This window comes from Actinophytocola sp. (assembly GCF_035634895.1).
Classification (GTDB): domain Bacteria; phylum Actinomycetota; class Actinomycetes; order Mycobacteriales; family Pseudonocardiaceae; genus Actinophytocola.
Map to the genome: position 1 here is coordinate 1 of NZ_DASQCC010000151.1, position 25537 is coordinate 25537.

The 25537-nt window shown below is 71.2% G+C and carries 25 protein-coding genes; 14 read left to right on the forward strand and 11 right to left on the reverse strand.

Annotated elements, in window-relative coordinates; genetic code table 11:
- Nucleotides 1–269: PfkB family carbohydrate kinase (locus VET29_RS22320; RefSeq protein WP_324923692.1), on the reverse strand; the 269-nt coding region annotated here is incomplete at its 3' end.
- A gap of 195 nt (nt 270–464) precedes the next feature.
- On the opposite strand from VET29_RS22320, the gene VET29_RS22325 reads away from it, so the two are divergent.
- Entirely contained in the window at nt 465–635 is a 171-nt protein-coding gene (locus VET29_RS22325) for a hypothetical protein (RefSeq protein WP_324923581.1), read from the forward strand.
- A 48-nt stretch (nt 636–683) separates the two neighbouring features.
- Here the strand turns inward: VET29_RS22325 and VET29_RS22330 are convergent, their stop codons facing one another.
- Both VET29_RS22330 and VET29_RS22335 read right to left on the reverse strand, forming a co-directional pair.
- Entirely contained in the window at nt 684–1046 is a 363-nt protein-coding gene (locus VET29_RS22330) for an iron-sulfur cluster assembly accessory protein (protein WP_324923583.1), read from the reverse strand.
- Nucleotides 1047–1158: 112 nt separating this feature from the next.
- Nucleotides 1159–2268, reverse strand: a complete 1110-nt coding sequence (locus tag VET29_RS22335; RefSeq protein WP_324923585.1) for a glycerate kinase — start codon at nt 2266–2268, stop codon at nt 1159–1161.
- Nucleotides 2269–2306: 38 nt separating this feature from the next.
- Between VET29_RS22335 and VET29_RS22340 the strand changes: the two genes are divergently transcribed.
- The 3 genes from VET29_RS22340 to VET29_RS22350 all read left to right on the forward strand — a co-directional run bounded on the left by VET29_RS22340 (nt 2307) and on the right by VET29_RS22350 (nt 4943).
- On the forward strand, nt 2307–2954 hold the full coding sequence (locus tag VET29_RS22340) for a DUF3043 domain-containing protein (protein WP_324923587.1): 648 nt from the start codon (nt 2307–2309) through the stop codon (nt 2952–2954).
- Complete coding sequence (locus VET29_RS22345) at nt 2947–3738, forward strand: SDR family oxidoreductase (RefSeq protein ID WP_324923589.1); 792 nt, start codon at nt 2947–2949, stop codon at nt 3736–3738. The genes VET29_RS22340 and VET29_RS22345 overlap by 8 nt, the downstream gene beginning before the upstream one ends.
- Before the next feature lie 221 nt (nt 3739–3959).
- Nucleotides 3960–4943, forward strand: coding sequence for an aldo/keto reductase family protein (locus tag VET29_RS22350; protein ID WP_324923591.1), 984 nt, complete (start codon nt 3960–3962; stop codon nt 4941–4943).
- Between the two features lie 90 nt (nt 4944–5033).
- Here VET29_RS22350 and VET29_RS22355 read toward each other — a convergent pair whose 3' ends face one another.
- The gene (locus tag VET29_RS22355) at nt 5034–5207 is read right to left on the reverse strand and encodes a hypothetical protein (protein WP_324923593.1); all 174 of its coding nucleotides are present in this window, start codon (nt 5205–5207) and stop codon (nt 5034–5036) included.
- Nucleotides 5208–5226: 19 nt separating this feature from the next.
- Between VET29_RS22355 and VET29_RS22360 the strand changes: the two genes are divergently transcribed.
- Genes VET29_RS22360 through VET29_RS22370 form a run of 3 tightly spaced genes read left to right on the forward strand, consistent with a single transcriptional unit; the run spans nt 5227 to nt 7589 of the window.
- Nucleotides 5227–5739, forward strand: coding sequence for a bifunctional adenosylcobinamide kinase/adenosylcobinamide-phosphate guanylyltransferase (locus tag VET29_RS22360; protein WP_324923595.1), 513 nt, complete (start codon nt 5227–5229; stop codon nt 5737–5739).
- Nucleotides 5740–5781: 42 nt separating this feature from the next.
- The gene (gene cobT, locus VET29_RS22365; RefSeq protein ID WP_324923597.1) at nt 5782–6870 is read left to right on the forward strand and encodes a nicotinate-nucleotide--dimethylbenzimidazole phosphoribosyltransferase; all 1089 of its coding nucleotides are present in this window, start codon (nt 5782–5784) and stop codon (nt 6868–6870) included.
- On the forward strand, nt 6870–7589 hold the full coding sequence (locus tag VET29_RS22370) for an adenosylcobinamide-GDP ribazoletransferase (protein WP_324923598.1): 720 nt from the start codon (nt 6870–6872) through the stop codon (nt 7587–7589). Before cobT ends, VET29_RS22370 begins: the two co-directional genes overlap by 1 nt.
- Here VET29_RS22370 and VET29_RS22375 read toward each other — a convergent pair.
- Nucleotides 7582–8676 carry a branched-chain amino acid aminotransferase gene (locus tag VET29_RS22375; RefSeq protein WP_324923600.1) on the reverse strand — a complete coding sequence of 365 codons (1095 nt, stop codon included), beginning with the start codon at nt 8674–8676 and terminating at the stop codon, nt 7582–7584. The genes VET29_RS22370 and VET29_RS22375 overlap by 8 nt on opposite strands.
- A gap of 63 nt (nt 8677–8739) precedes the next feature.
- Nucleotides 8740–9666 carry a hypothetical protein gene (locus VET29_RS22380; RefSeq protein ID WP_324923602.1) on the reverse strand — a complete coding sequence of 309 codons (927 nt, stop codon included), beginning with the start codon at nt 9664–9666 and terminating at the stop codon, nt 8740–8742.
- Between the two features lie 100 nt (nt 9667–9766).
- On the opposite strand from VET29_RS22380, the gene VET29_RS22385 reads away from it, so the two are divergent.
- Entirely contained in the window at nt 9767–11275 is a 1509-nt protein-coding gene (locus VET29_RS22385; protein WP_324923604.1) for a leucyl aminopeptidase, read from the forward strand.
- A gap of 404 nt (nt 11276–11679) precedes the next feature.
- Here the strand turns inward: VET29_RS22385 and VET29_RS22390 are convergent, their stop codons facing one another.
- The 3 genes from VET29_RS22390 to VET29_RS22400 form a co-directional block, all read right to left on the reverse strand.
- The gene (locus VET29_RS22390; protein ID WP_324923607.1) at nt 11680–12546 is read right to left on the reverse strand and encodes an Hsp70 family protein; all 867 of its coding nucleotides are present in this window, start codon (nt 12544–12546) and stop codon (nt 11680–11682) included.
- A complete protein-coding gene (locus tag VET29_RS22395; protein WP_324923609.1) occupies nt 12543–14750 on the reverse strand; it encodes an Hsp70 family protein in 2208 nt (735 codons plus the stop codon). Before VET29_RS22395 ends, VET29_RS22390 begins: the two co-directional genes overlap by 4 nt.
- Nucleotides 14751–14903: 153 nt before the next feature.
- Entirely contained in the window at nt 14904–15224 is a 321-nt protein-coding gene (locus VET29_RS22400) for an oxidoreductase (RefSeq protein WP_324923611.1), read from the reverse strand.
- Between the two features lie 364 nt (nt 15225–15588).
- Here VET29_RS22400 and lpdA point away from each other — a divergent pair, with 364 nt between their 5' ends.
- The 4 genes from lpdA to lipB are packed head-to-tail and all read left to right on the forward strand — an operon-like array spanning nt 15589 to nt 20455.
- Nucleotides 15589–16959: a dihydrolipoyl dehydrogenase gene (gene lpdA / locus VET29_RS22405; RefSeq protein WP_324923613.1), complete on the forward strand. Its 1371-nt coding sequence runs from the start codon at nt 15589–15591 to the stop codon at nt 16957–16959.
- Nucleotides 16960–16992: 33 nt separating this feature from the next.
- A complete protein-coding gene (gene sucB, locus VET29_RS22410) occupies nt 16993–18810 on the forward strand; it encodes a 2-oxoglutarate dehydrogenase, E2 component, dihydrolipoamide succinyltransferase (RefSeq protein WP_324923615.1) in 1818 nt (605 codons plus the stop codon).
- The gene (locus VET29_RS22415; RefSeq protein WP_324923617.1) at nt 18807–19685 is read left to right on the forward strand and encodes a TIGR01777 family oxidoreductase; all 879 of its coding nucleotides are present in this window, start codon (nt 18807–18809) and stop codon (nt 19683–19685) included. Before sucB ends, VET29_RS22415 begins: the two co-directional genes overlap by 4 nt.
- Nucleotides 19686–19726: 41 nt before the next feature.
- A complete protein-coding gene (lipB, locus tag VET29_RS22420; protein WP_324923619.1) occupies nt 19727–20455 on the forward strand; it encodes a lipoyl(octanoyl) transferase LipB in 729 nt (242 codons plus the stop codon).
- Nucleotides 20456–20503: 48 nt separating this feature from the next.
- Here the strand turns inward: lipB and VET29_RS22425 are convergent, their stop codons facing one another.
- Entirely contained in the window at nt 20504–20962 is a 459-nt protein-coding gene (locus VET29_RS22425; RefSeq protein ID WP_324923621.1) for a hypothetical protein, read from the reverse strand.
- Between the two features lie 129 nt (nt 20963–21091).
- Between VET29_RS22425 and VET29_RS22430 the strand changes: the two genes are divergently transcribed.
- Nucleotides 21092–21688 carry a TetR/AcrR family transcriptional regulator gene (locus tag VET29_RS22430; protein ID WP_324923622.1) on the forward strand — a complete coding sequence of 199 codons (597 nt, stop codon included), beginning with the start codon at nt 21092–21094 and terminating at the stop codon, nt 21686–21688.
- A 169-nt stretch (nt 21689–21857) separates the two neighbouring features.
- Here VET29_RS22430 and VET29_RS22435 read toward each other — a convergent pair whose 3' ends face one another.
- The gene (locus VET29_RS22435; RefSeq protein WP_324923625.1) at nt 21858–24395 is read right to left on the reverse strand and encodes a M14 family zinc carboxypeptidase; all 2538 of its coding nucleotides are present in this window, start codon (nt 24393–24395) and stop codon (nt 21858–21860) included.
- 80 nt (nt 24396–24475) lie between these two features.
- On the opposite strand from VET29_RS22435, the gene lipA reads away from it, so the two are divergent.
- Nucleotides 24476–25483, forward strand: a complete 1008-nt coding sequence (gene lipA / locus VET29_RS22440) for a lipoyl synthase (protein ID WP_324923627.1) — start codon at nt 24476–24478, stop codon at nt 25481–25483.
- Nucleotides 25484–25537 lie beyond the last annotated feature (54 nt).

A 25537-nucleotide genomic window follows, 5' to 3' on the forward strand; every position in this document is an offset into this window, starting at 1 on the left:
CACACGAACCGGGCGGTGTGCGCGACCTCGGACACGTGCACGCCGGAGCAGTCCACCCCGTGCCGCTCCAGCCAGGACCGGTAGTCCGCGAAGTCCTCGCCGACCGCCCCGACCAGTACGGGCGAGCCGCCGAGCACGCCCATGCCGAACGCGATGTTGGCCCCGATCCCGCCGCGCCGCACGACCAGGTCGTCGACGAGGAAGCTCAGCGACACCCGGTGCAGTTGCTCGGCCACGAGCTGCTCGGCGAACCTGCCCGGGAAGTGCATGAGGTGATCGGTGGCGATGCTTCCGGAGACGGCGACGGGCACGAGGGATTCCCCTGTCTGGTGGTCGTCAAGTGAGGTGATCAGCGGCCGTCAACGTTAGTAGGCACCACGAACCGCACCCCACCCGGGGACTCCTCCGAGACTACCGGTTGGTAAGGCTGTCCGAGAAACGCCGTTCGACCTAGGTTCAAAGCCGTGACCACACCAGAAGCCGAGTCATTCGCCGAGCTCATCGCGGACTGCGCGGCCATCCCGGCGGAGCTGCGGGCAAGCGAGCAGAATCTCCCCGGACCGCGCGCGGCGACGCCGTGGGAAGTGGACGACGCCACGTTCGCCCAGGTCAGCAGCCTGGAGGAGTACGTGTAAAAGCAACTGTGGGCCGCGACACAAGCCGCGGCCCACAGTCAACGAGACCTAGTGGAACGAGTCGCCACAGGCGCAGGAACCACCGGCGTTGGGGTTGTCGATGGTGAAGCCCTGCTTCTCGATGGTGTCGACGAAGTCGATGGTCGCGCCCTGCACATACGGGGCACTCATCCGGTCCACGGCCACCTTCAGGCCGTTGAAGTCCCGGAGCAGGTCACCGTCGAGCGTGCGCTCGTCGAAGAACAGCTGGTAGCGCAGGCCGGCGCAGCCACCGGGCTGAACGGCGATACGCAGGTGCATGTCGTCGCGGCCCTCCTGCTCCAGCAGGGACTTCGCCTTGCTGGCGGCGGCGTCCGACACGAGCACGCCGTGCGTCTCCGTCTCGGTGGTGTTCTCCTGAGCGGTCGTCATGGTTCTCCCTCGACCTTTTCGGACGTACTACCCGGGGTCAATCTCGGCCGAGCCGCGGTTTATTCCCCGTCCTCCTACCTCCATGGTGACACACCCGGCTTGACCCTGGCTGTTACAGACGCCACTGTGCCGACACGTGCCTGGCCAGGGCGCTGAGCGTGCCGGCAGGGTCGGCCAGCGACGCCTCCGCCGAACCCACGTGCTCGGCGACCGCGTAGGCCTGCGAGACCCCGGCCGACGCCGCCCGCCGTCGACCCACGCTGACCTGGCCGGCGAGCACCACGCACGGGGTCCCTCGCTCGGCCGCCGCGCCGGACACCCTGGTCACGAGCTTGCCGCGAAGCGACTGGAAGTCGAAGCTGCCCTCGCCGGTGACCACGAGCTGGGCCTGGTCGAGCGCGGCGTCGAGGCCGGTGAGCCTGCGGACCACGCCCGCCCCGGACTCGACGGTCGCGCCGAGCGCGATGAGGCCCGCACCGAACCCACCGGCCGCGCCGGCGCCCGGTTCGTCCCGGATGTCCCGCCCGGCGACATCGCCGAGCAGCTCCGCCCAGCGGGCCAGCGACCGCTCCAGGCGGCGGACGGCCAGGTCGTCGGCGCCCTTCTGGGGGCCGAACACCCGCGCGGCGCCCTCCTTGCCGAGCAGCGGGTTCTCCACGTCCGACGCCGCGACCAACGTCACGTCGCCGAGGTCGACCCGGCCGGCGAGCCGCACGCCGTCGACGAGCGGGCCGCCGCCGGGGGGCAGGGGCTCGCCGTCGTCACCCACCGGGATGGCGCCGAGCGCACGGAACATCCCGGAGCCACCGTCCGTGCTGCCGGACCCACCGAGGCCGACGACGATCGTGTGCACCTTCTGTTCGAGCGCGTGCGCGATGAGCTCGCCGACACCGACCGTGTTCGCGGCGAGCGCATCCCGCTGCTCGCGCGGCACGAGGGTGAGCCCGCAGGCCTGGGCGCACTCGAGGTAGGCCGTGCCCTCGTGTTCCAGCCAGAGGGCGTCGACGGGAGCGCCGAGCGGGCCCGCGACCTGTCTGCGGTGGAGGTGACCGCCGAGGGCGGAGTGCAGCACCTCGACGAAGCCGGGGCCGCCGTCGGCCAGTGGACAGAGCGTGAGCTCGTCGTCAGGCGCACCACTGCGCCACCCGGCGGCGATGGCCTCGGCGGCCTCCGGCGCGGTCAACGTCCCACCGAAGCAGTCAGGAGCGATCAGGACCCGCATGGGCAAAGCGTAATGTGGTCTCCTTTACCCTTTGGCGTGTGAGGTTCCTTCGCCGCAAAGAAGCAGACACTACCGAGGCCGATATCGAGGTCGAGTCGGCGGAGGACGACGCCGGAAACAAGGCCCACACGCCGGGCAAGGGCCGTCCGACGCCCAAGCGCCGCGAGGCCGAGCAGCGCAGGCGCGGCCCGGTCGCGCCGCCGCCGCGCACGACCCGCGAGGCGATCAGGCGGGCGCGCGGCAACAAGGAGGAACGCAAGGAGCTCTCCGCCAAGCGCCGCGAGGTCCGCGTCAAGCAGCGCGAACGCATGATGGCCGGCGACGAGAAGTACCTCATGCCGCGCGACCGCGGCCCGGTCAAGGCCTACATCCGGGACTACATCGACTCGCGCCGCAACCTGCTCGGGCTGTTCATGCCGCTCGCGATCCTGATCTTCGTCGCGCTGCTGGTGCCGGACCCGCGCGTGCAGAGCCTGACGACGCTGCTGTGTCTGCTGATGCTGGTCGCGATGATCATCGAGGGCGTGCTGTCCGGCGGCCGGATCACCAGGAAGGTGCGGGAGAAGTTCCCGAAGGAGACGGTCCGCGGGCTGTCGGTCGGCTGGTACGCGTTCATCCGCGCGTCGCAGATCCGCAAGTTGAGGGTGCCCAAGCCGCGCGTGTCGCCCGGCGAGCGGGTTGAGTGAGCTGACCCGCGACCCGCTGCCGCTGCGTGGCCGGGTCGCGCTGGTGACGGGCGCGTCGCGACGGGCGGGGATCGGCTACGCCATCTGCCGGCGGCTCGCGGCCTACGGGGCCTCCGTGTTCGTGCACCACTTCAGCCCGCACGACGCCGCCCAGCCGTGGGGCGCCGACGAGGTGAGCGCGGTCGTCGACGGCGTGCGTGCGGAGGCGGTGCCACCCGCGGCCGTCGCGGACATGTCGGTGGACCTGGCCGACCCGTCGGCTCCCGCGGCGCTGGTGTCCGCCGTGGTGTCCACGCTCGGTGGCCTGGACATCGTGGTGTGCAACCAGGCCCGGTCCGGTTCGGACGGTCCGCTGTCGGCGATGACGGCCGAGCTGTTGGACGCCCACTGGACGGTCAACGCGCGGGCGTCGCTGCTGCTGGCGAAGGAGTTCGCGGCCCTGGGCGGTGCGGGGCGGCTGATCTTCCTGACGTCCGGCCAGAACAAGGGCCCGATGCCGGGCGAGGTCGCCTACGCGTCGAGCAAGGGCGCGCTGTGGTCGATCACGGCGACGCTGGCCGACGAGCTGGCGACCCAGGGCATCACCGTCAACACCGTCAACCCGGGCCCGGTCGACACGGGCTACGCCCCACCGGACGTCCACGCCGAGGTGGCCGCGATGTTCCCCGCCGGCCGCTGGGGCACCCCGGACGACCCCGCCCGCCTCATCGCCTGGCTGTCCACCGACGAGGCCCGCTGGATCACCGGCCAGGTACTGAACACCGAGGGCGGCTTCCGCCGCTAACCTCAAACCCCCGCGAGTCCCGCATTCACACATGGTGAGTCGCGGTTTCGTGCACCTGGCCCAGGCCAAGATCTGCACGAAACCGCAACTCGGTGTGTTCGAACGCGGGACTCGCGGTGTTCGAACGCGGGACTCGCGGTGTTTGAACGCGGGACTCGCGGTGTTTGGGTGCGGGACTTGCGGGGGCGGAGCTGGAGTAGCTCCACCGATAGGTTTGGGGCATGGAGTTTCGTCGTCTTGGCCGGAGTGGTCTCAACGTCAGTGAGATCTCGTACGGAAACTGGATCACGCATGGGTCGCAGGTCGAGGAGGAGCAGGCGCAGGCCTGTGTGAAGGCCGCGCTTGACGTGGGGATCACGACCTTCGACACCGCGGACGTCTATGCCAACACGCGGGCCGAGTCCGTCCTCGGGCGGGCGCTGGCCGGGCAGCGGCGGGAGAGCCTGGAGATCTTCACGAAGGTGTTCTGGCCCACGGGCCCCGGCGGGCCGAACGACAAGGGGCTGGGCCGCAAGCACATCCTCGAGTCGGCCAACGCGTCGCTCGGGCGGCTGCAGACCGACTACATCGACCTCTACCAGGCGCACCGGTTCGACCCCACGGTGCCGCTGGAGGAGACCTTCCTCGCGTTCGCCGACCTCGTACGGGCCGGCAAGGTGCTCTACATCGGCGTCTCGGAGTGGAAGGCCGACCAGATCAGGGCGGGCGCCGAGCTGGCCCGTGAGCTGAAGGTGCCGTTCATCTCCAACCAGCCGCAGTACTCGATGATCTGGCGGGTCATCGAGCCCGAGGTCGTGCCGGCGAGCGAGGAGGCCGGCATCAGCCAGATCGTCTGGTCGCCGATCGGCCAGGGTGTCCTCACCGGCAAGTACCTGCCGGGCCAGGCGCCACCGGCCGGCTCGCGGGCGACCGACGCCAGCGGCAGCAACTTCATCTCGCGCCTGCTCGGCAACGACGAGCTGCTCACGAAGGTCCAGAACCTCCGGCCGATCGCCGAGGAGGCTGGCCTGTCGATGGCGCAGCTCGCCGTCGCGTGGGTGCTGCAGAACCCGAACGTCGCCTCGGCGATCATCGGCGCGACGCGGCCCGAGCAGGTCCAGGAGAACGTCAAGGCGTCCGGCGTCAAGCTGGACGCCGAGGTGTTGAAGAGGATCGACGAGGTGCTGGCGGGGGTCATCGTCGACGATCCGAGCCTCGGCGGCTGATCCGGCTGATCCGGCTGACCCGACCGGTCCGGCCGGCCGGCTGATCCGGCAGGTCCGGCTGGTTCGGGCGGGTCCGGGCGGCGGCGAGACTCAGGGGTGCAGGCTCATCGGGCCGTACACGATCTCGCCGTCGCACAGGAGGGTCACCTCGTCGACGCCGCCGTCGGCGAGGTCCCGCCAGTGCTCGGACAGCCACTCCTCCGCGGTGGGCTGATCGTCGAAGACGGGTGACGTGTCGTGATCCCAGCGGTACTCCACGATCACGCAGGCTAGCGTGCGGGCCGTGGCAACCCTGGTGCTCGGTGGGGCGCGTTCCGGCAAGTCCGCGTTCGCGGAAGGTGTGCTGCCGCGTGAGCACGCGACCTACGTCGCGACCGCGCGGGCCGACCCCGCCGACGCCGAATGGCAGGCCCGCATCGCCGCCCACGTCGCCCGCCGGCCGACGGGCTGGCGCACGGTCGAGCCGCCGGACCTGCCCGGTTTCCTCGACACGGCGCGTGGCCCGGTCATCGTCGACGACGTCTCGACCTGGCTGACCGGGGTGATGGACGACCTCGGCGGGTGGGACGGCCCCCTCACCGACGTGCACCGCGAATGCGGCCGGCTGGTCGAGGCGGTCACCCGCAGCCCGGCCGAGCTCGTGCTCGTGTCCGCGGAGGTCGGCCTCGGCGTGGTGCCCGCGACGCGTTCTGGCAGGCTCTTCCGGGACCAGCTCGGCATACTCAACGCGAGCATCGCGGAACGGTGCGCGGAGGTGGTCCTGCTGGTGGCCGGCATACCGCTGCGACTGCGGTGACGACTCCCGCAAGCCGCGCTCAGTGACCTGGAGGGTCCCCACATGGAGTTCGATGTCGTCAGCCCGCCCGACGAGGAAGTGCGGCAGGCGGCGGAGGAGCGGCACGCCCGCCTGACCAAGCCCCGCGGGTCGCTCGGCAGGCTCGAGGAGCTGGGCACGTGGCTCTCGGCCTGCCAGGGCACCTGCCCGCCCCGGCCGATCCAGCGGCCCAGGGTGGTGATCTTCGCCGGCGACCACGGGGTGGCCGCGCGGGGTGTGTCGGCGTACCCGAGCGAGGTCACCGCGCAGATGGTGGCCAACTTCCAGGCGGGGGGCGCGGCCATCAACGTCCTCGCGGGCGTCGCGGGCGCGACCGTGCGCGTGGTCGACATGGCCGTGGCCGGGGACACGACCGCCGGCGACCACAAGGTCCGCCGCTCCTCCGGCCCGATCGACTGCGAGGACGCCCTCACCGAGGACGAGGTCCAGGCCGCGCTGTCGGCCGGCAGGGCCATCGCAGACCAGGAGGTCGACGAGGGCGCCGACCTGCTGGTGGCCGGCGACATGGGCATCGGCAACACCACCCCCGCCGCGGTGCTGGTCGCCGCCATCACGGGCAGCGAGCCGGTCGCGGTGGTCGGTCGTGGCACGGGCATCGACGACCGGACCTGGATGCGCAAGACCGCCGCCATCCGCGACGCGCTCCGCCGCGCCAAGCCGGTGACGGCCGACCCGGTGGCACTGCTGCGGACCGTGGGCGGCGCGGACATCGCGGCCATGGCGGCGTTCCTGGCACAGGCGGCCGTCCGCCGCACTCCTGTGGTGCTGGACGGCGTCGTGTCCGGCGCGGCGGCCCTGCTTGCCGAGGAGCTGGCGCCGGGCGCCCGTGCGTGGTGGGTGGCCGGTCACCGCTCGACCGAGCCCGCACACACGCTCGTGCTGGACCAGCTGGACCTGAAGCCGCTGCTGGAGCTGAACATGCGCCTCGGCGAGGGCTCCGGCGCGACGGCCGCGATCCCCCTGCTGACGATGGCCGCCCAGGTCCTGCTCGACATGGCCACGTTCGAGGACGCGGGCGTGAGCAGCCCGGACACCGTGGCGGAACAGCCGGATACCGCCGCGGAAGAGGAGGAGCCGGTAGGGACCGAGTGATGCTCGCCGGAGTGCGGCTCGCGTTCTCCTGGCTGACAGTGCTGCCCGTGCCGGTTCGGCACGTGGACCGCCGGCTCGCGGGCATCGCCATCACCGCGGCGCCGCTCGTCGGGCTCGTGCTCGGCGGCGCGGCCGCCGGCCTGCTGCTCCTGCTGGACCTCGTCGACGTCGGCGGGCTGTTGGCGGGCTTCCTCGTCGTCGCGTTCCTTGCGATCGTGACCCGCGGCATGCACCTCGACGGCCTCGCCGACATCGCCGACGGCCTCGGCTCCTACCGCGGCCCGGAGCAGGCGCTCGCGATCATGCGGGACGGGCCCGTCGGACCGTTCGGGGTCGTCGCCCTGGTCCTCGTGCTCGGCACGCAGGCCGCCGCCGTCGACCACTGGCCGGCGCTCATCCTCGCGGTGACGGCCGGCCGGGTGGCGTTCGTGCTGTGCTGCCACGGCGTCCCGGCGGCCCGGCAGGAAGGGCTCGGCGCGCTGGTCGCCGGCACCCAGCCGCTCGCGGCGCCGGTCTTCTGGCTGATCGGCCTGCTGCTGGCCTCGCCGCTGGCCGACATCGCCCATCCGTACCGAGGCCCGGTGGCGGTCGTGCTCGCCACCGGGCTCGTGCTGTTGCTCGTCCACCACGTCCAGCGACGGCTGGGCGGGATCACCGGCGACGTCCTCGGCGCCGCCGGCGAGATCACCACCGCGGTCGTACTGGTGGTGCTCAACTGAGCTTCGTCAGCCACCCGTGGGTGTCGGGCGCGGTGCCGCGCTGGATGGCGGTCAGCGCGCCACGCAGCCGCGTCGACACGTCGCCGGTCTGGCCGCCGTTGATCGTGAACGACCCCTCGGCGTGCTTCACCGCCCCGACCGGCGTGATCACCGCGGCCGTGCCGCAGGCGAACACCTCGGTCAGCTCGCCGGACTCGACCTTCTTCTCCCACTCCTCGGTGGAGACGCGCCGCTCCTCGACCGCGTAGCCGAGGTCGCTCGCCAGCGTCAGGATCGAGTCACGCGTGATGCCGGCCAGCAGCGAGCCGGACAGCTCCGGGGTCACCACCCGTGCGCTGTCGCCCGAGCCCATGACGAAGAAGAGGTTCATCCCGCCCATCTCCTCGACCCAGCGCCGCTCGATCGCGTCCAGCCATACCACCTGCTCGCAGCCCTGCTCGGCGGCCTGTGCCTGCGCCACCAGCGACGCCGCGTAGTTGCCACCGAACTTCGCCGCGCCGGTCCCGCCGGGCGCCGCGCGCACGTACTCGTGCGACAGCCACACGCTCACCGGCTTGACGCCGGTCGCGAAGTACGAGCCGGCCGGCGAGGCGATCAGCAGGTACAGGTACTCGGCGGAGGGCCGTACCCCCAGCCCCACCTCGGTGGCGATCATGAACGGCCGCAGGTAGAGCGACTCCTCCTCCTGATCGGGCACCCACTGCCCGTCGACGGCGACCAGCTCCCGCAGCGAGCCGAGGAACAGCTCGTCGGGCAGGTCGGGCATCGCGAGGCGGCCCGCGGACCGGCGGAACCGCTCGGCGTTCGCCTCGGGGCGGAACGACTGGATGGACCCGTCGGCGTGCCGGTAGGCCTTGAGTCCCTCGAAGATCGCCTGGCCGTAGTGCAGCACCATGGCCGCGGGGTCCAACTCGATCGGGCGGTACGGTTCTACCGTCGCCCCGTGCCAACCTTCGGTGCGGTTCCAGCGGGCGGTCACCATGTGGTCGGTGAAGTACGCTCCGAAACCCGGGTTGGCCAACACTTCCGCGATCCGCTCCGGGGTCGCCGGCGCCGGATGGGGAGTTCTGGTGAATGACTGGGTCATGGGAGCACCGTAACTCTCCTGGGGCCGTTCAGAGAATCGGCAGTTCGACTGTTTGACGTCCTACTATGCCCTACCCCGCCGGCCGCTCAGCACCCGGATTCCCGCTTCGACCAGGAGAAGTACGGACGCGCCGGCGATCGTGTACTCCGGCGCGAGCAGCAGTGCGCCGAGCGCCGCGACGCCGGCCGCGAACGCCACCATGTGGTTCGGCCGGGCAGGCGCGAGCTCACGGATGTCGCCGAGGACACCGCGCAGCGCGAACACGCACGCGACCGTCGCCCCCACCGCGAGGAGACCGTCGATCCCGGCCGCGTCGGCCGCCGCGAGCGCGTCCCGCAGCGGCGCGGGCGACAGCGCCAGCCGCTCCCCGCCGAGCTGCCACAGCGCGCCGATCGCCACTGCCAGGCTCACGACCAGCACCACCCCGACGATCGCGAGGCGTTCCCGCCGCACCACGCTCGGTGACCCGATGAAGCCCAGGTACAGCAACAACGCGGCGGGGAACAAACCGACGGCGTCGTCGGCGCCGGCCGTGTCCGCAGGCGGCGCGACGGCCAGGTCGACCGGCGCGATCGCGAAGCACGACACCACGACCAGGACGAGCACACCGACCACTACGAACGCGGCCACCCGGTCCACCATCCCGGGCAGCGGCGGCGCGAGGAGCACCAGGCCGGCCACCACGATGACGAGCATCACGGCCCCGACCTCGGGCCGGCCGGGCAGCACGTACCGCCCGAAGGCCGTGGCGGCCGCCACGGCGGCGGCAATCCTTCCCAGTATTCCCACTAGTGGTGCGACCGGGGACGACGAAGAATCCTGAGTGGACAGTGCGAAGAGGACCGCGAGGACCGCGGCGAGCGCCATTCCGGGCACGAGCCACCAGCCCGCAAGGCCCGCGGCAGGCGCCAGACCAAGGAAAAGTCCCGCGCCGAAGGTCGACACGACCCCGCGGGCGACGCGGTCGGCACTCGATTGCGGTTGGGTCACGGACACCACCGTGGCAGAGGGGTGGCACCCACCTGACGTTGGGCAGGTTCGAAACAAGTAGTTAGCATGCGTCAGCAACTCGAACCGACAGGAGCTCTCGTTGACCGCGCCCAAGCTGTCACTGACCACCACCACGGCAGACGAGGCCACCGTTGACGCGGTGATCATCGGCACCGTGCAGTCCGACAGCGATCCAGGGGGCGTCGCGCTGGCGCCGGGGAGCGAGCGGGTCGACGCCGCGTTCGGTGGCAACCTGGCCGAGATCCTGCGCACCGTCGGGGCCACCGGCAAGCAGGACGAGGTCGTGAAGATCCCGAGCCTGGGGAAGATTCCCGCCGGGCTCGTGGTCGCGGCCGGGCTGGGCAGGTCCACTGGCGACGCCGCCGGGGTCTCGGCGGAGCAGGTGCGCCGGGCGTCCGGGGTCGCGGCACGCGCACTCGCCGGCACCAGGCGCGCGGTCACCACATTGTCCACTGTGGACCTGCAGGCGGCGGTGGAGGGCACCCTGCTGGGGGCGTACCGGTTCACCGAGTACCGCACCGAGAAGGGCGACGCGCCGGTGGAGCGCGTGGACGTCGAGCCACCCGCGCAGGGAACGCCGAAGGAGTACCGCACGACGCTCAAGGCCGCGACGGCTATCGCGGAGGCCGTGCGCACGGCGCGTGACTTCATCAACACGCCGCCGAACGACCTGTACCCCGCGTCGTTCGCCGACCGCGCGGCCGCACTGGCCCGCGAGGCGGGCCTGACCGTGGAGATCCTGGACGAGAAGGCACTGCGGAAGGCCGGCTACGGCGGCGTGCTGGGCGTGGGCATGGGCTCGGCAAGGCCGCCGAGGGTCGTTCGCCTGTCGTACGAGGGCCCGAAGGCACGCAAGAAGGTCGCCCTGATCGGCAAGGGCATCACGTTCGACACCGGCGGCATCTCGATCAAGCCGGCGGCGACGATGGACGAGATGACGTCCGACATGTCCGGTGCCGCGGCGGTCGTCGCGGTCATGGTGCTGGCGTCGAAGCTCAAGTACCCGCTGAACCTGACGGCGACGGTCCCGATGGCCGAGAACATGCCGAGCGGCTCGGCATACCGCCCGGGCGACGTGCTGACGATGTACGGCGGCAAGACGGTGGAGGTCCTGAACACGGACGCGGAGGGCCGCCTGATCCTGGCCGACGCGATCGTGCGCGCGTGCGAGGACAACCCCGACTACCTGATCAACATCGCGACCCTGACCGGCGCGCAGATGGTGGCACTGGGCCGCCGCACCCCCGGCATCATGGGAAGCGAGGACTTCCGCGACCGCACGGCGACAATCGCCCGCGCGACCGGCGAGGGCGGCTGGCCGATGCCCCTGCCGGACGAGCTGCGCGGCGACCTGGACTCGAAGCTCGCGGACCTGGCGAACGTCACGGGCCACCGGTGGGGCGGAATGCTGGCGGCGGGGATCTTCCTGCGGGAGTTCGTCGCGGAGAACGTGTCGTGGGTACACATCGACATCGCCGGGCCGGCCTTCAACAACGCCGGCCCATGGGGCTACACCGCCAAGGGCGGCACCGGCGTCCCGGTCCGCACCATAGCCGCCCTCCTGGCCGACATCGCCGACAACGGCTAACCCTTTCGGGCGTACTCCACATGAACGGACCGTTCGCCCGGCTCACAACTGGGCCACACGGCCCACGACCGATAAACTGGCGCCGGGGCCGCCCCCCGGGTTCGGGTGGGGGCTGCCTAGTCTCCATTACGGGATTCGCCGAAAATTCGGGCGTTCAGGACGGATCACGCGTTTGGTGCGTCCGGTTTCGGGTCGGACGGCCAACTGCGCGCGCTCGTCGAAAGCACTTTGAGCCCTGAGGTGATTTCGGCTTCCGCAGGAATGGGATTCCCCGTTCAGGACGGGACGCGCGTCAACAGCGTCACGGGCGTCTCCAGGGGCAGGGATCGGGGAGTCTGTGTGCTCCTTGGCCTTGTCCCGAAGGCGCGTTATCGCGAAAAGCCGCAGAAGAACGGGATCGCCGGTCAGGACCGGTCACGCGTCAGGAGGGTCGCGCCGCGGGCCACGGCTGACTCCGGTTCCGGGTCGGTCAGCACCGGAAGGCCCGTCGCCGCGTTCAGGCGCAGTGTCAGCAGCGGGATTCGGCTGCAACCGCCCACCAGCAGCGCCCGGGTGACCGTCACATCGGACGTCACCTCGCTCACCGCGGCCATCAGGCCGTTCACGTCCGGGGTGATCAGCAGCTCGAACTCCGCCCGGGTCAACCGCACCGCGCGGTGGTCCGGCAGCACGATCTCCGCGACGTCATGCCGGGACAGCAACTCCTTCCCCGCCCGCGCCGACTCCAGCAGCGCCACCCGCGTCGCGTCCTCCTTCACCGGCTCGCTCAGTGACGGACGCACCCGCTCGACGATCCGCTGGTCCACGTCCACCGCCATGGTCACGGCCGCGACCACCGAACGGTCCCGCACCACCGCCGCGTCCCACGTCCCGCCACCCGCGTCGACCACCAGCACCGTCTCCTCGAACGGCGCCGCCACCGCCACCGGATCGGGGAACGTGTGCACCTCCGCCACCCCGGCCGCCCGCGCCAGCACCGCGACCCGCGACGGCGTCCAGTCCGCCGGGTGCGTCACGACCACCGGGCCGAACTCCCCGTACTCCGCACGCGCAGCCACCATCATCCGGGCGAACACCGCCCCGACCGCCGTCGGTTCCAGCGTCGCCTTCAGGTTCCGGCTCTCCTGCCCGCGCCCCAGCAACGACGCGTCGGCGCCGACCACCCCGGAATGCACCACCGACGGCAGCCACGGCGCCCCGTCCACCGTCACCAACCGCCCGTCGACCATGCCGACGGTGTTCACGGTGCCGAAGTCGATCACCAGGGTCATGGCAGCTGCCACAGGAACGGCCGCGCGTCGTCACCCGACCACGCGACCGATCCGAGTGGCATGTGCGCCGGCACCACAAACACGGCGCACACCGTGAATCGCCCGCCCGCGGTACCCACGGCACACCCGTGCAGGTCCGACACCTGACGCGCGGCCACCGGCTGTGACCGGTCGTCCCGTAGCAGCAGCCGGCCCGCCAGGTCCGGCACCGACACCCCCACCGGCGACTCGACCACCGCGCGGACCAGCACCGCCCGGTTCCCGGGCCGGTCCACGACCGACTTGTCGAGGTACGCGCTCGGCTCGGTCACCACGTCCACGATCGCCGCCCGCACCCCGGCGTTGCCGACCCACAGCGGACGCACGACGCCGAGCGGCAGCGCCCGCACGACCACCGGCCCGCCCGCCGGCTCGGCGCCGTCGATGGGCACGATCGCGCCGACCTGGTCCCCGCCGGACACCTTGCTGATCACGACCCCACGCACCGGCGTCCGCAGCGACACCTCGAACGCCATGCACTGCCGCACCTCGTCCCCTTCGCGCAGCGCCGCGGGGGCCTCGGTCGGGCAGGGCAGCGGCACGTCCCGCGTCGGCGGGATCAGCAGGCCGCGGTCGTCGGTCAGGAACGTGTTCCGCAGGAAGTACGGCGCCGACGCGTCGTCCCTGGCCCGGATCGACGTGTCGACGAGCACGTACCGCACGTCCGGCGGCGGTCGGGGCGCCCCGACCTTCACCAGGTCGTCGGTGGCCGGGTCGCGCACCGAGTGCACGGTCCAGTCGACGTCGGTCGTCCCGTCGTCGACCCGCACCGGCGACCCGAGGCGCCCGGTCACCAGCCCGTCGGCGGCGTTGCCGCCGCGGACGACCGCCGTGCCGTGCTCCGCATCCGGCAACGAGAACCGCTCGGTGGCGGCCAGCGCGGCGCCGGTGACCGCGTCGGCCGGCTTCAGCACGATGCCGTAGCCGACCGCGATGAACGTGAGCGACATCGCGACGAGCAACGCGCCGAGCGTGCGCCGGTACGGCGGCGGGTCCGAGTGCCGGCGGCGGCGAGCGCGCGGCTCCGGCTTGGCGGGCGGCGGCGCCACCGGCATGTCCTGCGGTTGACGCGGATCCCCGTGCGACACCGCCACCGCGCACGCCCCGAGCGCGACGATCGCCTCGGGCTGGTCGTCCAGCTGGAGCTGCGCGGGGATCACCTCGGCGAGCAGCCGGCCCAGCAGGGGAATCCGGGCCGACCCGCCGGCGAGCTGAAGCGCGGCCAGCTGATAAGGCTCGACACCGGCCCGCACGATCGTCCGCAGTGTGAACGCGGTGATCCGGTCGAGGTCGGCGTGCAGCACTCGCTCCAGGTCGGCCTGCGTGAGCGTGGCGCCCGGCAGCCCGCCGGGCAGCCGCAGCTCGACCTGGTCGTGGCGGGACAGCAGTTCCTTGGCCCGCCGCACCTCCCGCCGGAACGCGACGACCTCGCGCAGCTGCACGAGGCTGACCCGCCCCGGCGCGGAGTCGTCGACCAGCACCTCGGCGAGGCCGGGCACGGTCTGGCGCAGGAAGTCGATGATCCGCTGGTCGAAGTCGCCGCCGCCGAGGTCCGATATGGACGCCTGGCCGATCACGACGATCCCCGTCGGCTCGCGCCGCACCACGGCGACATCGGTGGTGCCGCCGCCGATGTCGAGCACGGCGAGCACGGCCCCCAGCGGGAACCGGTCGGACCCGTCCACGCCGACCAGGCCGCGGGTCGCGTACCAGACGCCCGCGCCGACCGGCTCCGCGATCGTGCTGATCTGGGGCGCCAGGTCCTCGGCCGCGGCGAGCAGGCCGGCCCGCTGGTCCGGTCCCCAGTCCGCCGGATGGGTCAGCACGAGATGGTCGACGGGCGCCCCCACGACGGCGGCCGCGGCCTTCACGGCACGCACGAGGAGCGCGAGCACGACGGTCGGCACCGGGACGACGGTGTTGCCGAGCAGCACCTCCCGCTCAGCTATCCGCGCCTTCGCCCGGCTCTCCAGCCTGGACGGGTCGACGGCGGCCATCTGCAGGGCGTCGTACCCGACGACGAGCGAGTCGTCACCGGTGAGGAACACGGCGGACGGCAGGTAGGGCTCACCGTCCACATTGACCACCCTGGGCACACCACCGGTCACGTGCACCACGGTGACGGTGTGCGAACTGCCGAAGTCGACGACAGCAGTAACGCTCACATGGTCCTCACCAATGCGTAGTGGAAGCGCGGGACCACAGCTTGTCAGACCATCGAAGCGTTGTGGAGACCGAAAACCGACTTAACTATTGATCAGCAGGCCAGGGCATGCGTGGAAGGGACGACCGAACCGTCGGGCAACCGGTAACGATCCTTACCTCGAGCCGCCCTCGCGCTTCTGGCGTTCCTGGTACTCCCGCATCCGCTTCGGGTAGCCCACCCGCTCCACCTCGTACAGCGGCATGGACCGCTTTCGGGCGAAGTCGCGGGCGGCCTCGAAGTTCGGTATCCGGCGCCTCGTCCACTCACCGTCGTGGGCCACCAGAACGACGGTGGCTTCCGTCACGTTGGTGCGCGGCTCGACGTACGCCTCGACCCCCTGTCGCGTGGACGCCCACTCGTCCAGATGCGAGGTGTCAGCCTTGCTGGCGGACCGCACCTGGCCCTGACCGCTCTTCCGCCGAAACAACCCCACGGCGCCTACCTCCGATTGCGAACTGTGTTGAACCGGCCGCTCCGCTCACGCCGTCCGCCTCCCTCTCTCGTCGCACGCTCGACGCTCCCCGAGCGTGCTCCTCGAGTCGGTTCCGGCGGAGGTTGTTTCGCTTCGCTCCGTTCGTCCCTTTCATTGTGCCTGTCCGGCCACCTCGCAAGCCTGCCGCACGTAGTGACAAGATGATGTGTGGTGGCGTCCAGACACCGGAAGCGGAGCGAGGGAGCCCTCCGCCGGACTGACCGAGGAGCGGGCTCAGGAGCGAGGAACGAGCGGTGAGCCCGCGACGAGGGAAGGAGGCGGCCCGGCGGATGAGCGCAGCGACCAATTCAACACAGGAGATCCCGTGACCGATACCTCCGCTGACCTCGTGATCCTGGGTGGCGGCTCCGGCGGCTACGCGTGCGCGTTCCGCGCCGCGGGCCTCGGCCTGTCCGTGATCCTCGTCGAGAAGGACAAGCTGGGTGGCACGTGCCTGCACCGCGGCTGCATCCCCACCAAGGCGCTGCTGCACGCGGCCGAGGTGGCGGATCTGGCCCGCGAGGGCGACCAGTTCGGCGTGAAGTCGTCGCTGGAGGGCATCGACATCGCGGGCGTCAACTCGTACAAGGACGGCGTCGTCGCCGGCCTGTACAAGGGCCTGCAGGGGCTCGCCAAGGCCAACAAGGTCACGCTGGTCGAGGGGCAGGGCACCCTCAAGGCCCCCAACGCCGTCGAGGTGGACGGGCGGACCTACACGGGCAAGAACGTGGTGCTCGCCACCGGCTCGTACGCGAAGACGCTGCCCGGCCTGGAGATCGGCGGCCGGATCATCACCAGCGACCAGGCCGTGCACCTCGACTACGTCCCGGAGAGCGTCGTGGTGCTCGGCGGCGGCGTGATCGGGGTCGAGTTCGCGAGTGTCTGGGCGTCGTTCGGCGCGGACGTGACCATCGTCGAGGCGCTGCCCCGGCTGGTGCCGCTCGAGGACGAGTGGGCCTCCAAGCAGCTGGAACGGGCCTTCCGCAAGCGTGGCATCAAGTACAAGACGGGCGTGCGGTTCACGAGTGCGTCGCAGAATGAGACCCACGTGACCGTGACCCTGGAGTCCGGCGAGACGATCGACGCCGAGACCCTGCTCGTCGCGGTCGGCCGGGGGCCCAACAGCGCGGGCCACGGCTACGACGAGGCCGGCGTCGCCATGGAACGCGGGTTCGTGCTCACCGACGACCGGCTGCGCACCAACCTGCCCAACGTCTACGCCGTCGGCGACCTGGTTCCGGGGCTGCAGCTCGCGCATCGCGGCTTCCAGCACGGCATCTTCGTCGCCGAGGAGATCGCGGGACAGAGTCCCCGCCCGGTCGAGGAGGCGGGCATCCCGCGCGTCACCTACTGCAAGCCGGAGGTCGCGTCCGTCGGGCTCACCGAGGCGCAGGCGAAGGAGAAGTTCGGCGGCGCGGACACCTACACCTACGCGCTGAGCGGTAACGGCAAGAGCCAGATCCTGAAGACGTCCGGCGGCGTCAAGCTCGTCAAGGCGCCCGACGGCCCCGTGGTGGGTATCACGATGGTCGGCGAGCGGGTCGGCGAGCTTGTCGGTGAGGCGCAGCTGATCTACAACTGGGAGGCGTACCCAGAGGACGTGGCGCCGCTCATCCATGCCCACCCCACCCAGACCGAGGCGCTGGGCGAGGCGTTCCTCGCCCTGGCCGGCAAGCCGCTGCACGTGCACGGCTGAGCCGAAATAAGTTCAAAGGGAGTCAGCGAAACCATGGCGTTCTCCGTCCAGATGCCGGCACTCGGGGAGAGTGTCACCGAAGGCACCGTGACCCGGTGGCTGAAGCAGGTGGGCGACACCGTAGAGGTCGACGAGCCGTTGCTCGAGGTGTCCACGGACAAGGTCGACACCGAGATCCCGTCGCCGGCCGCCGGCGTCCTGCAGAAGATCGTCGCCGAGGAGGACGAGACCGTCGAGGTCGGCGCGGAGCTTGCCGTCATCGGCGACTCGGCCGAGGGCGGCGGCGACGACGGCGGGTCCTCGTCGGACACCGCCGAGGCCGAGCCGGAGCCCGAGCCGCAGGAGCAGGCGGAGGAGCCCGAGCCGGAGCCTGCCCAGGCCGAGGAGTCCGACGACTCGGACGACTCCGATGACTCTGGCGACTCCGACGACTCGGGTGAATCGGGCGAGTCCGGCGGCTCCGGTGAGGGCACGCCGGTGAACATGCCGGCGCTCGGTGAGAGCGTGACCGAGGGCACCGTGACCCGGTGGCTCAAGCAGGTCGGCGACTCGGTCGAGGTCGACGAGCCACTGCTCGAAGTGTCCACGGACAAGGTCGACACCGAGATCCCGTCGCCCGTCGCGGGCACCCTGCTGGAGATCACCGCGGGCGAGGACGAGACCGTCGAGGTCGGCGGCCAGCTCGCGGTCGTCGGCTCCGGCAGTGCGGCCCCCGCGAAGGAGGCCTCGAAACCGGCGCCGAAGCCCGAGCCAGAGCCGGAACCCGAGCCGGAACCGGAGCCCAAGCAGGAGGCCAAGCCAGAGCCGAAGCCGGAACCCAAGCCGGAACCGAAGCCGGAGCCCAGGTCCGAGCCCAAGCACGCGGCCCAGCGGCCCGAGCCGAGGCCTGCCCCGGCCGCCGCGCCTGCCGGCAACGGCTCGCGTGGCGACGGCCCGTACGTCACCCCGCTGGTGCGCAAGCTCGCCGCGGAGCACGACGTCGACCTGGCGAGCCTCAAGGGCAGCGGCGTCGGCGGCCGGATCCGCAAGCAGGACGTGCTGGCCGCGGCCGAGGCCGCCAAGCAGCCTGCGCCCGCCGCCGCACCGCCGGCCGCGAAGGCTGCCCCCGCCGCCGCGCCGGCGTCGGACCTGCGTGGCAAGACCGAGAAGATGAGCCGCCTGCGCCAGACCGTGGCGCGGCGCATGGTCGAGTCGTTGCAGACGGCCGCGCAGCTCACCCAGGTGGTCGAGGTCGACGTCACCAAGATCGCCAAGCTGCGTTCGCGGGCCAAGACCGCGTTCGAGGCCCGTGAGGGCGTGAAGCTGACGTTCCTGCCGTTCTTCGCCAAGGCGACGGTCGAGGCGCTCAAGCAGCACCCGAAGCTGAACGCGTCGATCAACGAGGAGTCCAAGGAGGTGACCTACCACGGCGCCGAGCACCTCGGCATCGCGGTGGACACCGAGCGCGGCCTGCTCACCCCGGCCATCCACAACGCCGGTGACCTGAGCGTCGCCGGTCTCGCGCACAAGATCGCCGACGTCGCCGAGCGGACGCGGGCGAACAAGATCACGCCGGACGAGCTGTTCGGCGCGACGTTCAACCTCACCAACCTGGGCAGCCAGGGCGCGTTGTGGGACACCCCGATCATCCAGCTGCCGCAGGTCGCCATCCTTGGTGTCGGCCTGGTCGTGAAGCGGCCGGTCGTGATCACCGACGCGGACGGCAACGACACGATCTCGATCCGTTCGATGATCTACCTGGCGCTGACCTACGACCACCGCCTGGTCGACGGCGCCGATGCCGGCAGGTTCCTGAGCACGATCAAGAACCGCCTGCAGGAAGGCAACTTCGAGGGTGAACTCGGCTTGTGAGAATCATCGCGGCCGGTGCGTCCGGCCTGATCGGGTCCGCTCTCGTCGAGGAGCTGCGGACGGCCGGCCACGAGGTGGTCCGGCTGGTCCGGCGGGACACCCGCGCCGCTGACGAGCTGCGCTGGGACCCGCCGGCCGGTCGCATCGACGACCTGGCCGGCGCGGACGCCGTCGTCAACCTGTGCGGCGCGTCCATCGCGGGTGGCCGCTGGAGCCAGGCGCGCCGGCAGCTGCTGGTGAACAGCCGGGTCGAGCCGACCGAGGTACTGGCCGCGGCCGTCGCCGAGCAGGGCATTCCCCTGCTGGTGAACGCGTCCGCGGCCGGTTACTACGGCGACAAGGGCACCGAGGTCGTCGAGGAGACCGCGCCACGCGGCGCGGGCTTCCTGGCCGACCTGTGCCAGTCGTGGGAGTCGGCCACCCAACGGGCGACCGACGCGGGCGCGCGGGTACTGCGCCTGCGGACCGGTCACGTGCTCGCGCGACGTGGCGGGCTCGTCGGGATGTTGAAGCCGCTGTTCAGGCTGGCGCTGGGCGGCCGGCTCGGCAACGGCCGGCAGTACATGCCGTGGATCCACGTCGCCGACCACGTGGCCGCGACCCGGTACCTGATCGAGCACGAGTCGGTGTCCGGCGCGGTGAACGTGTGCTCACCCAACCCGGTGACGAACGCGGACTTCACCGCCGCGTTCGGTCACGCGGTGCGACGACCGGCACCGTGGTTCGCCCCCACGCCGGTGCTGAAACTGGCGCTCGGCGACGCGGAGGGCGAGGCGCTGTACAGCCAGCGGATGGTGCCGACCGTGTTGACGGACAACGGTTTCGAGTTCCGTCACCCGGCACTGGACGAGACGCTGTCCGCGCTGCTCACGTAGCCCTCTACTGCGTCGCGAGTGGACGGCGTAGGGTCGCAGTCGTGACTTCCTGTCGCGCGTCCGGCGCTTCCGTGCATGTCCGCGAGCTCGGCACCATCGACTATGTCGAGGCGTGGGAGCTGCAACGCGAGCTGGCGACCGCCCGCGCCGACGAGACCGGCCCGGACACGTTGCTGCTGCTGGAACACCCGTCGGTGTACACGGCCGGCAAGCGCACCGAGCCCGACGAGCGCCCCGACAACGGCACCCCGGTGGTGGACGTCGACCGCGGCGGCAAGATCACCTGGCACGGCCCCGGGCAGCTGGTCGGCTACCCGATCGTGAAGCTGGCCGACCCGATCGATGTCGTGCAGTACGTGCGCCGGATCGAGCAGGCGCTGATCGCGGTGTGCGACTCACTGGGCCTCGAGACCGGCCGCGTGGAGGGCCGCAGCGGCGTATGGCTGCCGGCGGACGAGAGCCGGAGGGAACGCAAGATCGCGGCCATCGGCATCCGCGTCCAGCGCGGCGTGACCATGCACGGCTTCGAGCTGAACTGCGACGCTGACCTGTCCGCCTTCGAGCACATCATCCCGTGCGGCATCCGCGACGCCGGGGTGACGTCCCTGTCGGCCGAACTGGGTCGCACGGTGACGGTGGACGAGGTCGCGCCCCTGGCGGAGAAGTACGTGCTCCAGGCGCTGGAGGGCTCGCTCCCGGTCGCGGACCGCTGGCTCCCCCGCTGGACCCCGACCAGCCCCGGCGTGAACTTCGAACTGGCCCAGCACTAACGCGCCACGCGGACGCCACCGCATGGCGCCGGCCCCGAGCCGATCCTCCTAAGCGGACGGCACCAGTCTGCGGAGCAACCGCTCCACCGGGTTGCGGCGGCCACGCCGCGGCGCGGACTTCTGCAGTGCCAGGAACGCGGCCCCGATCGACTCCGCCTCCGCCGCGGAGTCCCCCGCCTCGGTCAGCCCCGCCGCGCGCGCCAGCATGCGATGCTCGGCCTCGGCGAGCGGCCGCAGCACCGGGTCGTCCGCGTGCGCGTCCAGCAGCTCCCGCAACGAGGCGTTGTCCTCCGCCGCCCGTCGCCACGCCGCGCCGACCGCGTCCACCGGGTCGGCGCTGGAAAGCTCACCCAGCTCGACCCGTGCGGCCAACCGCCGCGACCACCGGTGGTGCAATGCCAGCAGCAGTTCCGCCTCGGTCGGGAAGGCCTCGGACGTACGCAGTTCCCCCTGCTCGACGACGGCGTCCAGTGCGTCCCTGCGGCGGTAGAAGTCTTGCCACCCCATGGTGTTCTCCCCATGCCGTGAAATCGGTCATACCATCGGTCTTGTACATACCGTCGGTATGGTCGAACAAGGTCAACGTACCACCGGTATGTGGCCGGTATGTGTCGTACCTTTGTGAGCGTGGTGACAATGCGGTCGAGGCGCGTCGACTACACCGAGTCCACCCGGCAGGCGCTGGTCGACTCGGCACTGGAGCTGTTCACGAAGCGGGGTTACGCGGCCACCTCGCTCGACGCGATCGTCAAGCGCGCCAGGGTCACCAAGGGCGCGCTCTACCACCACTTCAGCGGCAAGCAGGCCCTGTTCGAGGCCGCGTTCGACGCCGTGGAGACCGCCGCGATCGGCCGGCTGTCCGTCGCGGTCGAGGGGGACGGCACGGCGTGGGAGCGGGCCATGGCCGGCATCCAGGCGTACGTCCGCTGCTGCCTCGACCCTTCCTACCAGCGGATCGTCATCCACGAGGCGCCGGTCGTGATGGGTTGGGAACGCTGGCGCGAGGCCGAGGAGCACTTCAGCTACGGCCTGGTGCGCGCGACCGTCGAATCGCTGGTCGAGGCCGGCGAGATCGAGCCACTGCCGGTCGAGGTGACCGCCCGCATCCTCTTCGGCTCGCTGTCCGCCGGCGCCGAGATCATCGCCGGCGCCCCCGACCCGAAGTCCGCGGCCGCCGACGTCACGAAAACCATCACCACCGTCATGAACGGCATGCGCAAAACCCGAGCGTGACCGCCCCCCACCCACCCCGCGAGTCCCGCGTTCAAACACCGCGAGTCCCGCGTTCAAACACCCCGAACCGCGGTTTCGTGCACACGGCCCAGGCCATGACCTGCACGAAACCGCAGTTCGGTAAGTCCGAACGCGGGACTCGGTATGTGCGAACGCGGGACTCGCGGGGTTATCGGGTGGCGCTCCAGTAGATCGCGGAGGCTACCTGGGCGTAGAGGCCCTTGGGGTGGGCGCGGAACAGGGGTTCGGTGCCGAACATCAGGACCCGTGCGCCGGTTGCCGACGTGCCGGAGACCACGGCTGCCTGTCCGGCCGCGGCGGTTGGGCCGCCCGATCCGTCGGCGTTCGGCCGCCAGTGCCCCGCGACGAGCGGGTTGCCGGCCGCGTACCGCTGCTCGGCACGGACCCCGGCGCCGAGGTTCGCGAACCACTGTGGCGAGTAGACGAACGACGTCGGTGTCGAGCCGGCCAACACGGACGCGCCAGCGTTGTCGACCGTCACCACCCCGTTGGCGTCACCCCGTCCGGGGACGGCGGTCACCGGCAGCAGTCGCGCGTCGGCATTGAACCGCGACCCCGTCGCCCCTCGCGTGACCACGCCGCCCTGGGCTAACACGGCGTCGACCTGGGCCCTCGCCGCTGGCTGGAGCTGGTCGTACCGCAACCCGGACGACACGAGGAGCACGTCCACCCGCGACAGGTCGAACCCGGCGTTCAACGTCGCCGTCGAGACCGGACGGACGTCAAAACCCATGTCCCGCAAGGCGAACAGCTCGTCGACCGCCACCGCCGCCGCGACCGTCACCCGGTGCAGCGGGCTGCCGGCGCCTGGGGGCGCGGCCGTGAACCGCACGCCGTACCGGTCCGCGACCGCCCGCGCCGCCTGCCGGCCGGACGCCGGCACCACGACCGTCCCGTCACCGAGACGCCGCAGCGACAGACCCCGGCCGAGCAGGTCGTTGACCGCGCTCGCGTCCTTGCCGTCCACGATCCGGATCGCCAGGTCACGCCCGGGCGCCACGTCGAGACCGCCGGTCGGCGCGGCCGCTACCACGGCGACGCTGGGCACTCTGACCTGCCCGTTCCGCACGATGTCGGCCGACGCGCCCCACAGCAGCCGGTGGCTCCAACCGGCGATGTCGTACATCTGCGGCGCGTCGTCGGACACGTCCTTGCCGGCCTCCAGCATCACGTTGGCGAGCCCGCGCTTCGGCTGGTGCATGTCCACCACATACGACCCCACCGGGTACCTGTGGCCACCGAGCGTGAACGGCCGCGTGGCCCGCCGGACCCGCACGTCGTGCGCCACGAGGTGGTCCACCAGCCGCGCCGCCGCGACCGCCGAGCGCTGGGTCGGCCCGGCCGGGATCACGTACGCACGCGGGAAGTTCGTGGTGAACCGGTCCTCCGGCCCGAAACCGGGCACGAACCCGTCCGGAACGTACCGCTGAGGCTCGCCGGCCGCGCCGCGCCGGAAGATCTCGATCTGGTTGTCGACCAGCTCCACCCGGTGCCGGTCCAGGTAGGACAGCGTGGTCTTCACGGTCGCCTCGGACACGTCGGTGTTGATGGCCGCGCGGCGGCGGAGCTCCTCGACCGGCAGGGTGTTGTAGGCGTCGTTGTTGACCTGCAGGGGAATCTCGATGGTGTAGGACACGGCGCCGTGGTACATCGCGTACTGCGCGGTGAAGATCGGCGGCCAGCCGTCCCAGTCACCGGGGGCGAGGTCGCGGAACGGCACGACGACGTCCTGCGCCTCCGGGTAACCGAGCGCCTTGACCGCCGCCTCCATCTCGAGGCCGTCGGCGTAGCCGTGCCTGATGTACAGGTCGAAGTCGTAGTTCTGCCCGTGCGGCGGACCGGTCGGCTCGATCAGGGTGCCGTCGGAGTACCCGTGCTCGTCCAGCGTGATCACCGGCTGGGTGTCCTCGATCTCCTCGCGCATGGCCACGTTCTCCGGCTGGGAGTTCGTGACGAAGTCGCGGTTGAGGTCGAACCCGTTGGCGTTGCCCCGGGTGCCGGCCACCCGGCCGTCGGGGTTCGCGGTGACGTTGAAGTAGATCCGGCTGTGCCGGAGGAGCCGCCTGGCGGCCGGGTCGTTCGTGGTGGCCAGGTAGTCGATCTGGCGCAGTGCGGCGTCGGTGCCCTCCCACTCGTTGCCGTGGATGTTGTTGTTGATCCACAGCGGCGCCTTGTAGTCACGCTCCAGCCGGTGGTCGCGGGCGGCGCGGACGGGGTCGTTCTCGATCAGGTCGCGCCAGGCGTCCTGCTGACGGCTCTCCGCGGGCTTCTCCGGGGCGGTGAGCGTGACGAGGTACAGGTCGCGGCCGAGCCCGGACTGGCCGACGACCTCGACCGACACCCGGTCGCTGCGGTCCTGCAGCGCGTTCAGCCGGGGGGCGAGCGCGTGGTAGGGCGTGAGGCCCAGCTTGATCGACCTGTCGGTCGGGTCCTCCGGGTAGACCCGCAGCTCGGTCCGGCGCGGGTAGCCCTGGTGGGTGCGGACCTGGTTCTCGCCGGCCGGGGTGGCGCGACGGGCGGCGACCGGGTCGGTCGCCGCGATCTCGTTGCGTTCGGGACCGTTGCCGAAGTCCCGGTCGCTGTCGTGGCGGACTTGCGGGGCCGCCGCGGCGGGGGTGGCGGTGATCGAGGTCACGGCCAGTGCGGCGGACACGAGTGCGAGGAGAACTCTTCGTTCGACGTGCACGAACTGCCTCCGTACATAGCAGGGTTCGGCGTGTCTAACGGGACGGATCGGACCGAGTCAAGTGGCGTAGCCTGAACGGCGTGACGATCGCTCCGGAGGGGCGAAAGCTGCTGCGACTGGAAGTACGCAACAGCCAGACGCCGATCGAGAAGAAACCGTCGTGGATCAAGACCCGCGCCAAGATGGGACCCGAGTACACCGAGCTCAAGAGCCTGGTCCGGCGCGAGGGCCTGCACACCGTGTGCGAGGAGGCCGGCTGTCCCAACATCTACGAGTGTTGGGAGGACCGCGAGGCCACGTTCCTCATCGGTGGCGAGCAGTGCACCCGGCGATGTGACTTCTGCCAGATCGACACCGGCCGGCCGGCCGAGCTGGACCGCGACGAGCCGCGCAAGGTGGCCGAGTCGGTCCAGGCCATGGGCCTGCGCTACGCGACGGTCACCGGTGTGGCCCGCGACGACCTGGCGGACGGCGGCGCGTGGCTGTACGCGGAGACGGTCCGGCAGATCCACGAGCTGAACCCCGGCACCGGCGTCGAGCTGCTGATCCCGGACTTCAACGCGGACGCCGAGCAGCTGGCGGAGGTGTTCGGGTCCCGCCCCGAGGTGCTGGCGCACAACCTGGAGACCGTGCCGCGGATCTTCAAGCGGATCCGTCCGGCGTTCCGGTACGAGCGGTCACTGGAAGTGATCACCCGGGCACGCGAGGTCGGCCTGGTCACGAAGTCGAACCTGATCCTGGGCATGGGCGAGACCCCCGCCGAGGTGACGGCCGCCCTCCAGGACCTGCACGACGCCGGCTGCGACATCATCACGATCACGCAGTATCTGCGCCCCTCGTTGCGACACCACCCGGTCGACCGCTGGGTCAAGCCGGAGGAGTTCCTGGCGCACAAGGAGTCCGCGGAGGCCATCGGCTTCGCCGGCGTGATGGCCGGCCCGCTGGTGCGGTCGTCCTACCGGGCCGGTCGCCTGTACGCGCAGGCCATGGCCCACCGCGGCGAGGAAGTGCCTGCCTCGCTGGCCCACCTGGCCGCCGCCGGCCCGGCGCACCAGGAGATCAGCTCAGTCCTCAGTCGTACGTCATAAGTCGGACTCAGGGTTGATGTCAGGGGAACCCCGGTGTGATTTCCTCGGTCCTAC

Coding starts and splice junctions, on each gene's coding strand:
- VET29_RS22330 (WP_324923583.1), bottom strand. CDS start 1,046: ATGACGACCGCTCAGGAGAACACCACCGAGACGGAGACGCACGGCGTG.
- VET29_RS22335 (WP_324923585.1), bottom strand. CDS start 2,268: ATGCGGGTCCTGATCGCTCCTGACTGCTTCGGTGGGACGTTGACCGCG.
- VET29_RS22350 (WP_324923591.1), top strand. CDS start 3,960: ATGGAGTTTCGTCGTCTTGGCCGGAGTGGTCTCAACGTCAGTGAGATC.
- cobT (WP_324923597.1), top strand. CDS start 5,782: ATGGAGTTCGATGTCGTCAGCCCGCCCGACGAGGAAGTGCGGCAGGCG.
- VET29_RS22370 (WP_324923598.1), top strand. CDS start 6,870: ATGCTCGCCGGAGTGCGGCTCGCGTTCTCCTGGCTGACAGTGCTGCCC.
- VET29_RS22375 (WP_324923600.1), bottom strand. CDS start 8,676: ATGACCCAGTCATTCACCAGAACTCCCCATCCGGCGCCGGCGACCCCG.
- VET29_RS22390 (WP_324923607.1), bottom strand. CDS start 12,546: ATGACCCTGGTGATCGACTTCGGCACCGTGAACACCGTCGGCATGGTC.
- sucB (WP_324923615.1), top strand. CDS start 16,993: ATGGCGTTCTCCGTCCAGATGCCGGCACTCGGGGAGAGTGTCACCGAA.
- VET29_RS22425 (WP_324923621.1), bottom strand. CDS start 20,962: ATGGGGTGGCAAGACTTCTACCGCCGCAGGGACGCACTGGACGCCGTC.
- VET29_RS22430 (WP_324923622.1), top strand. CDS start 21,092: ATGCGGTCGAGGCGCGTCGACTACACCGAGTCCACCCGGCAGGCGCTG.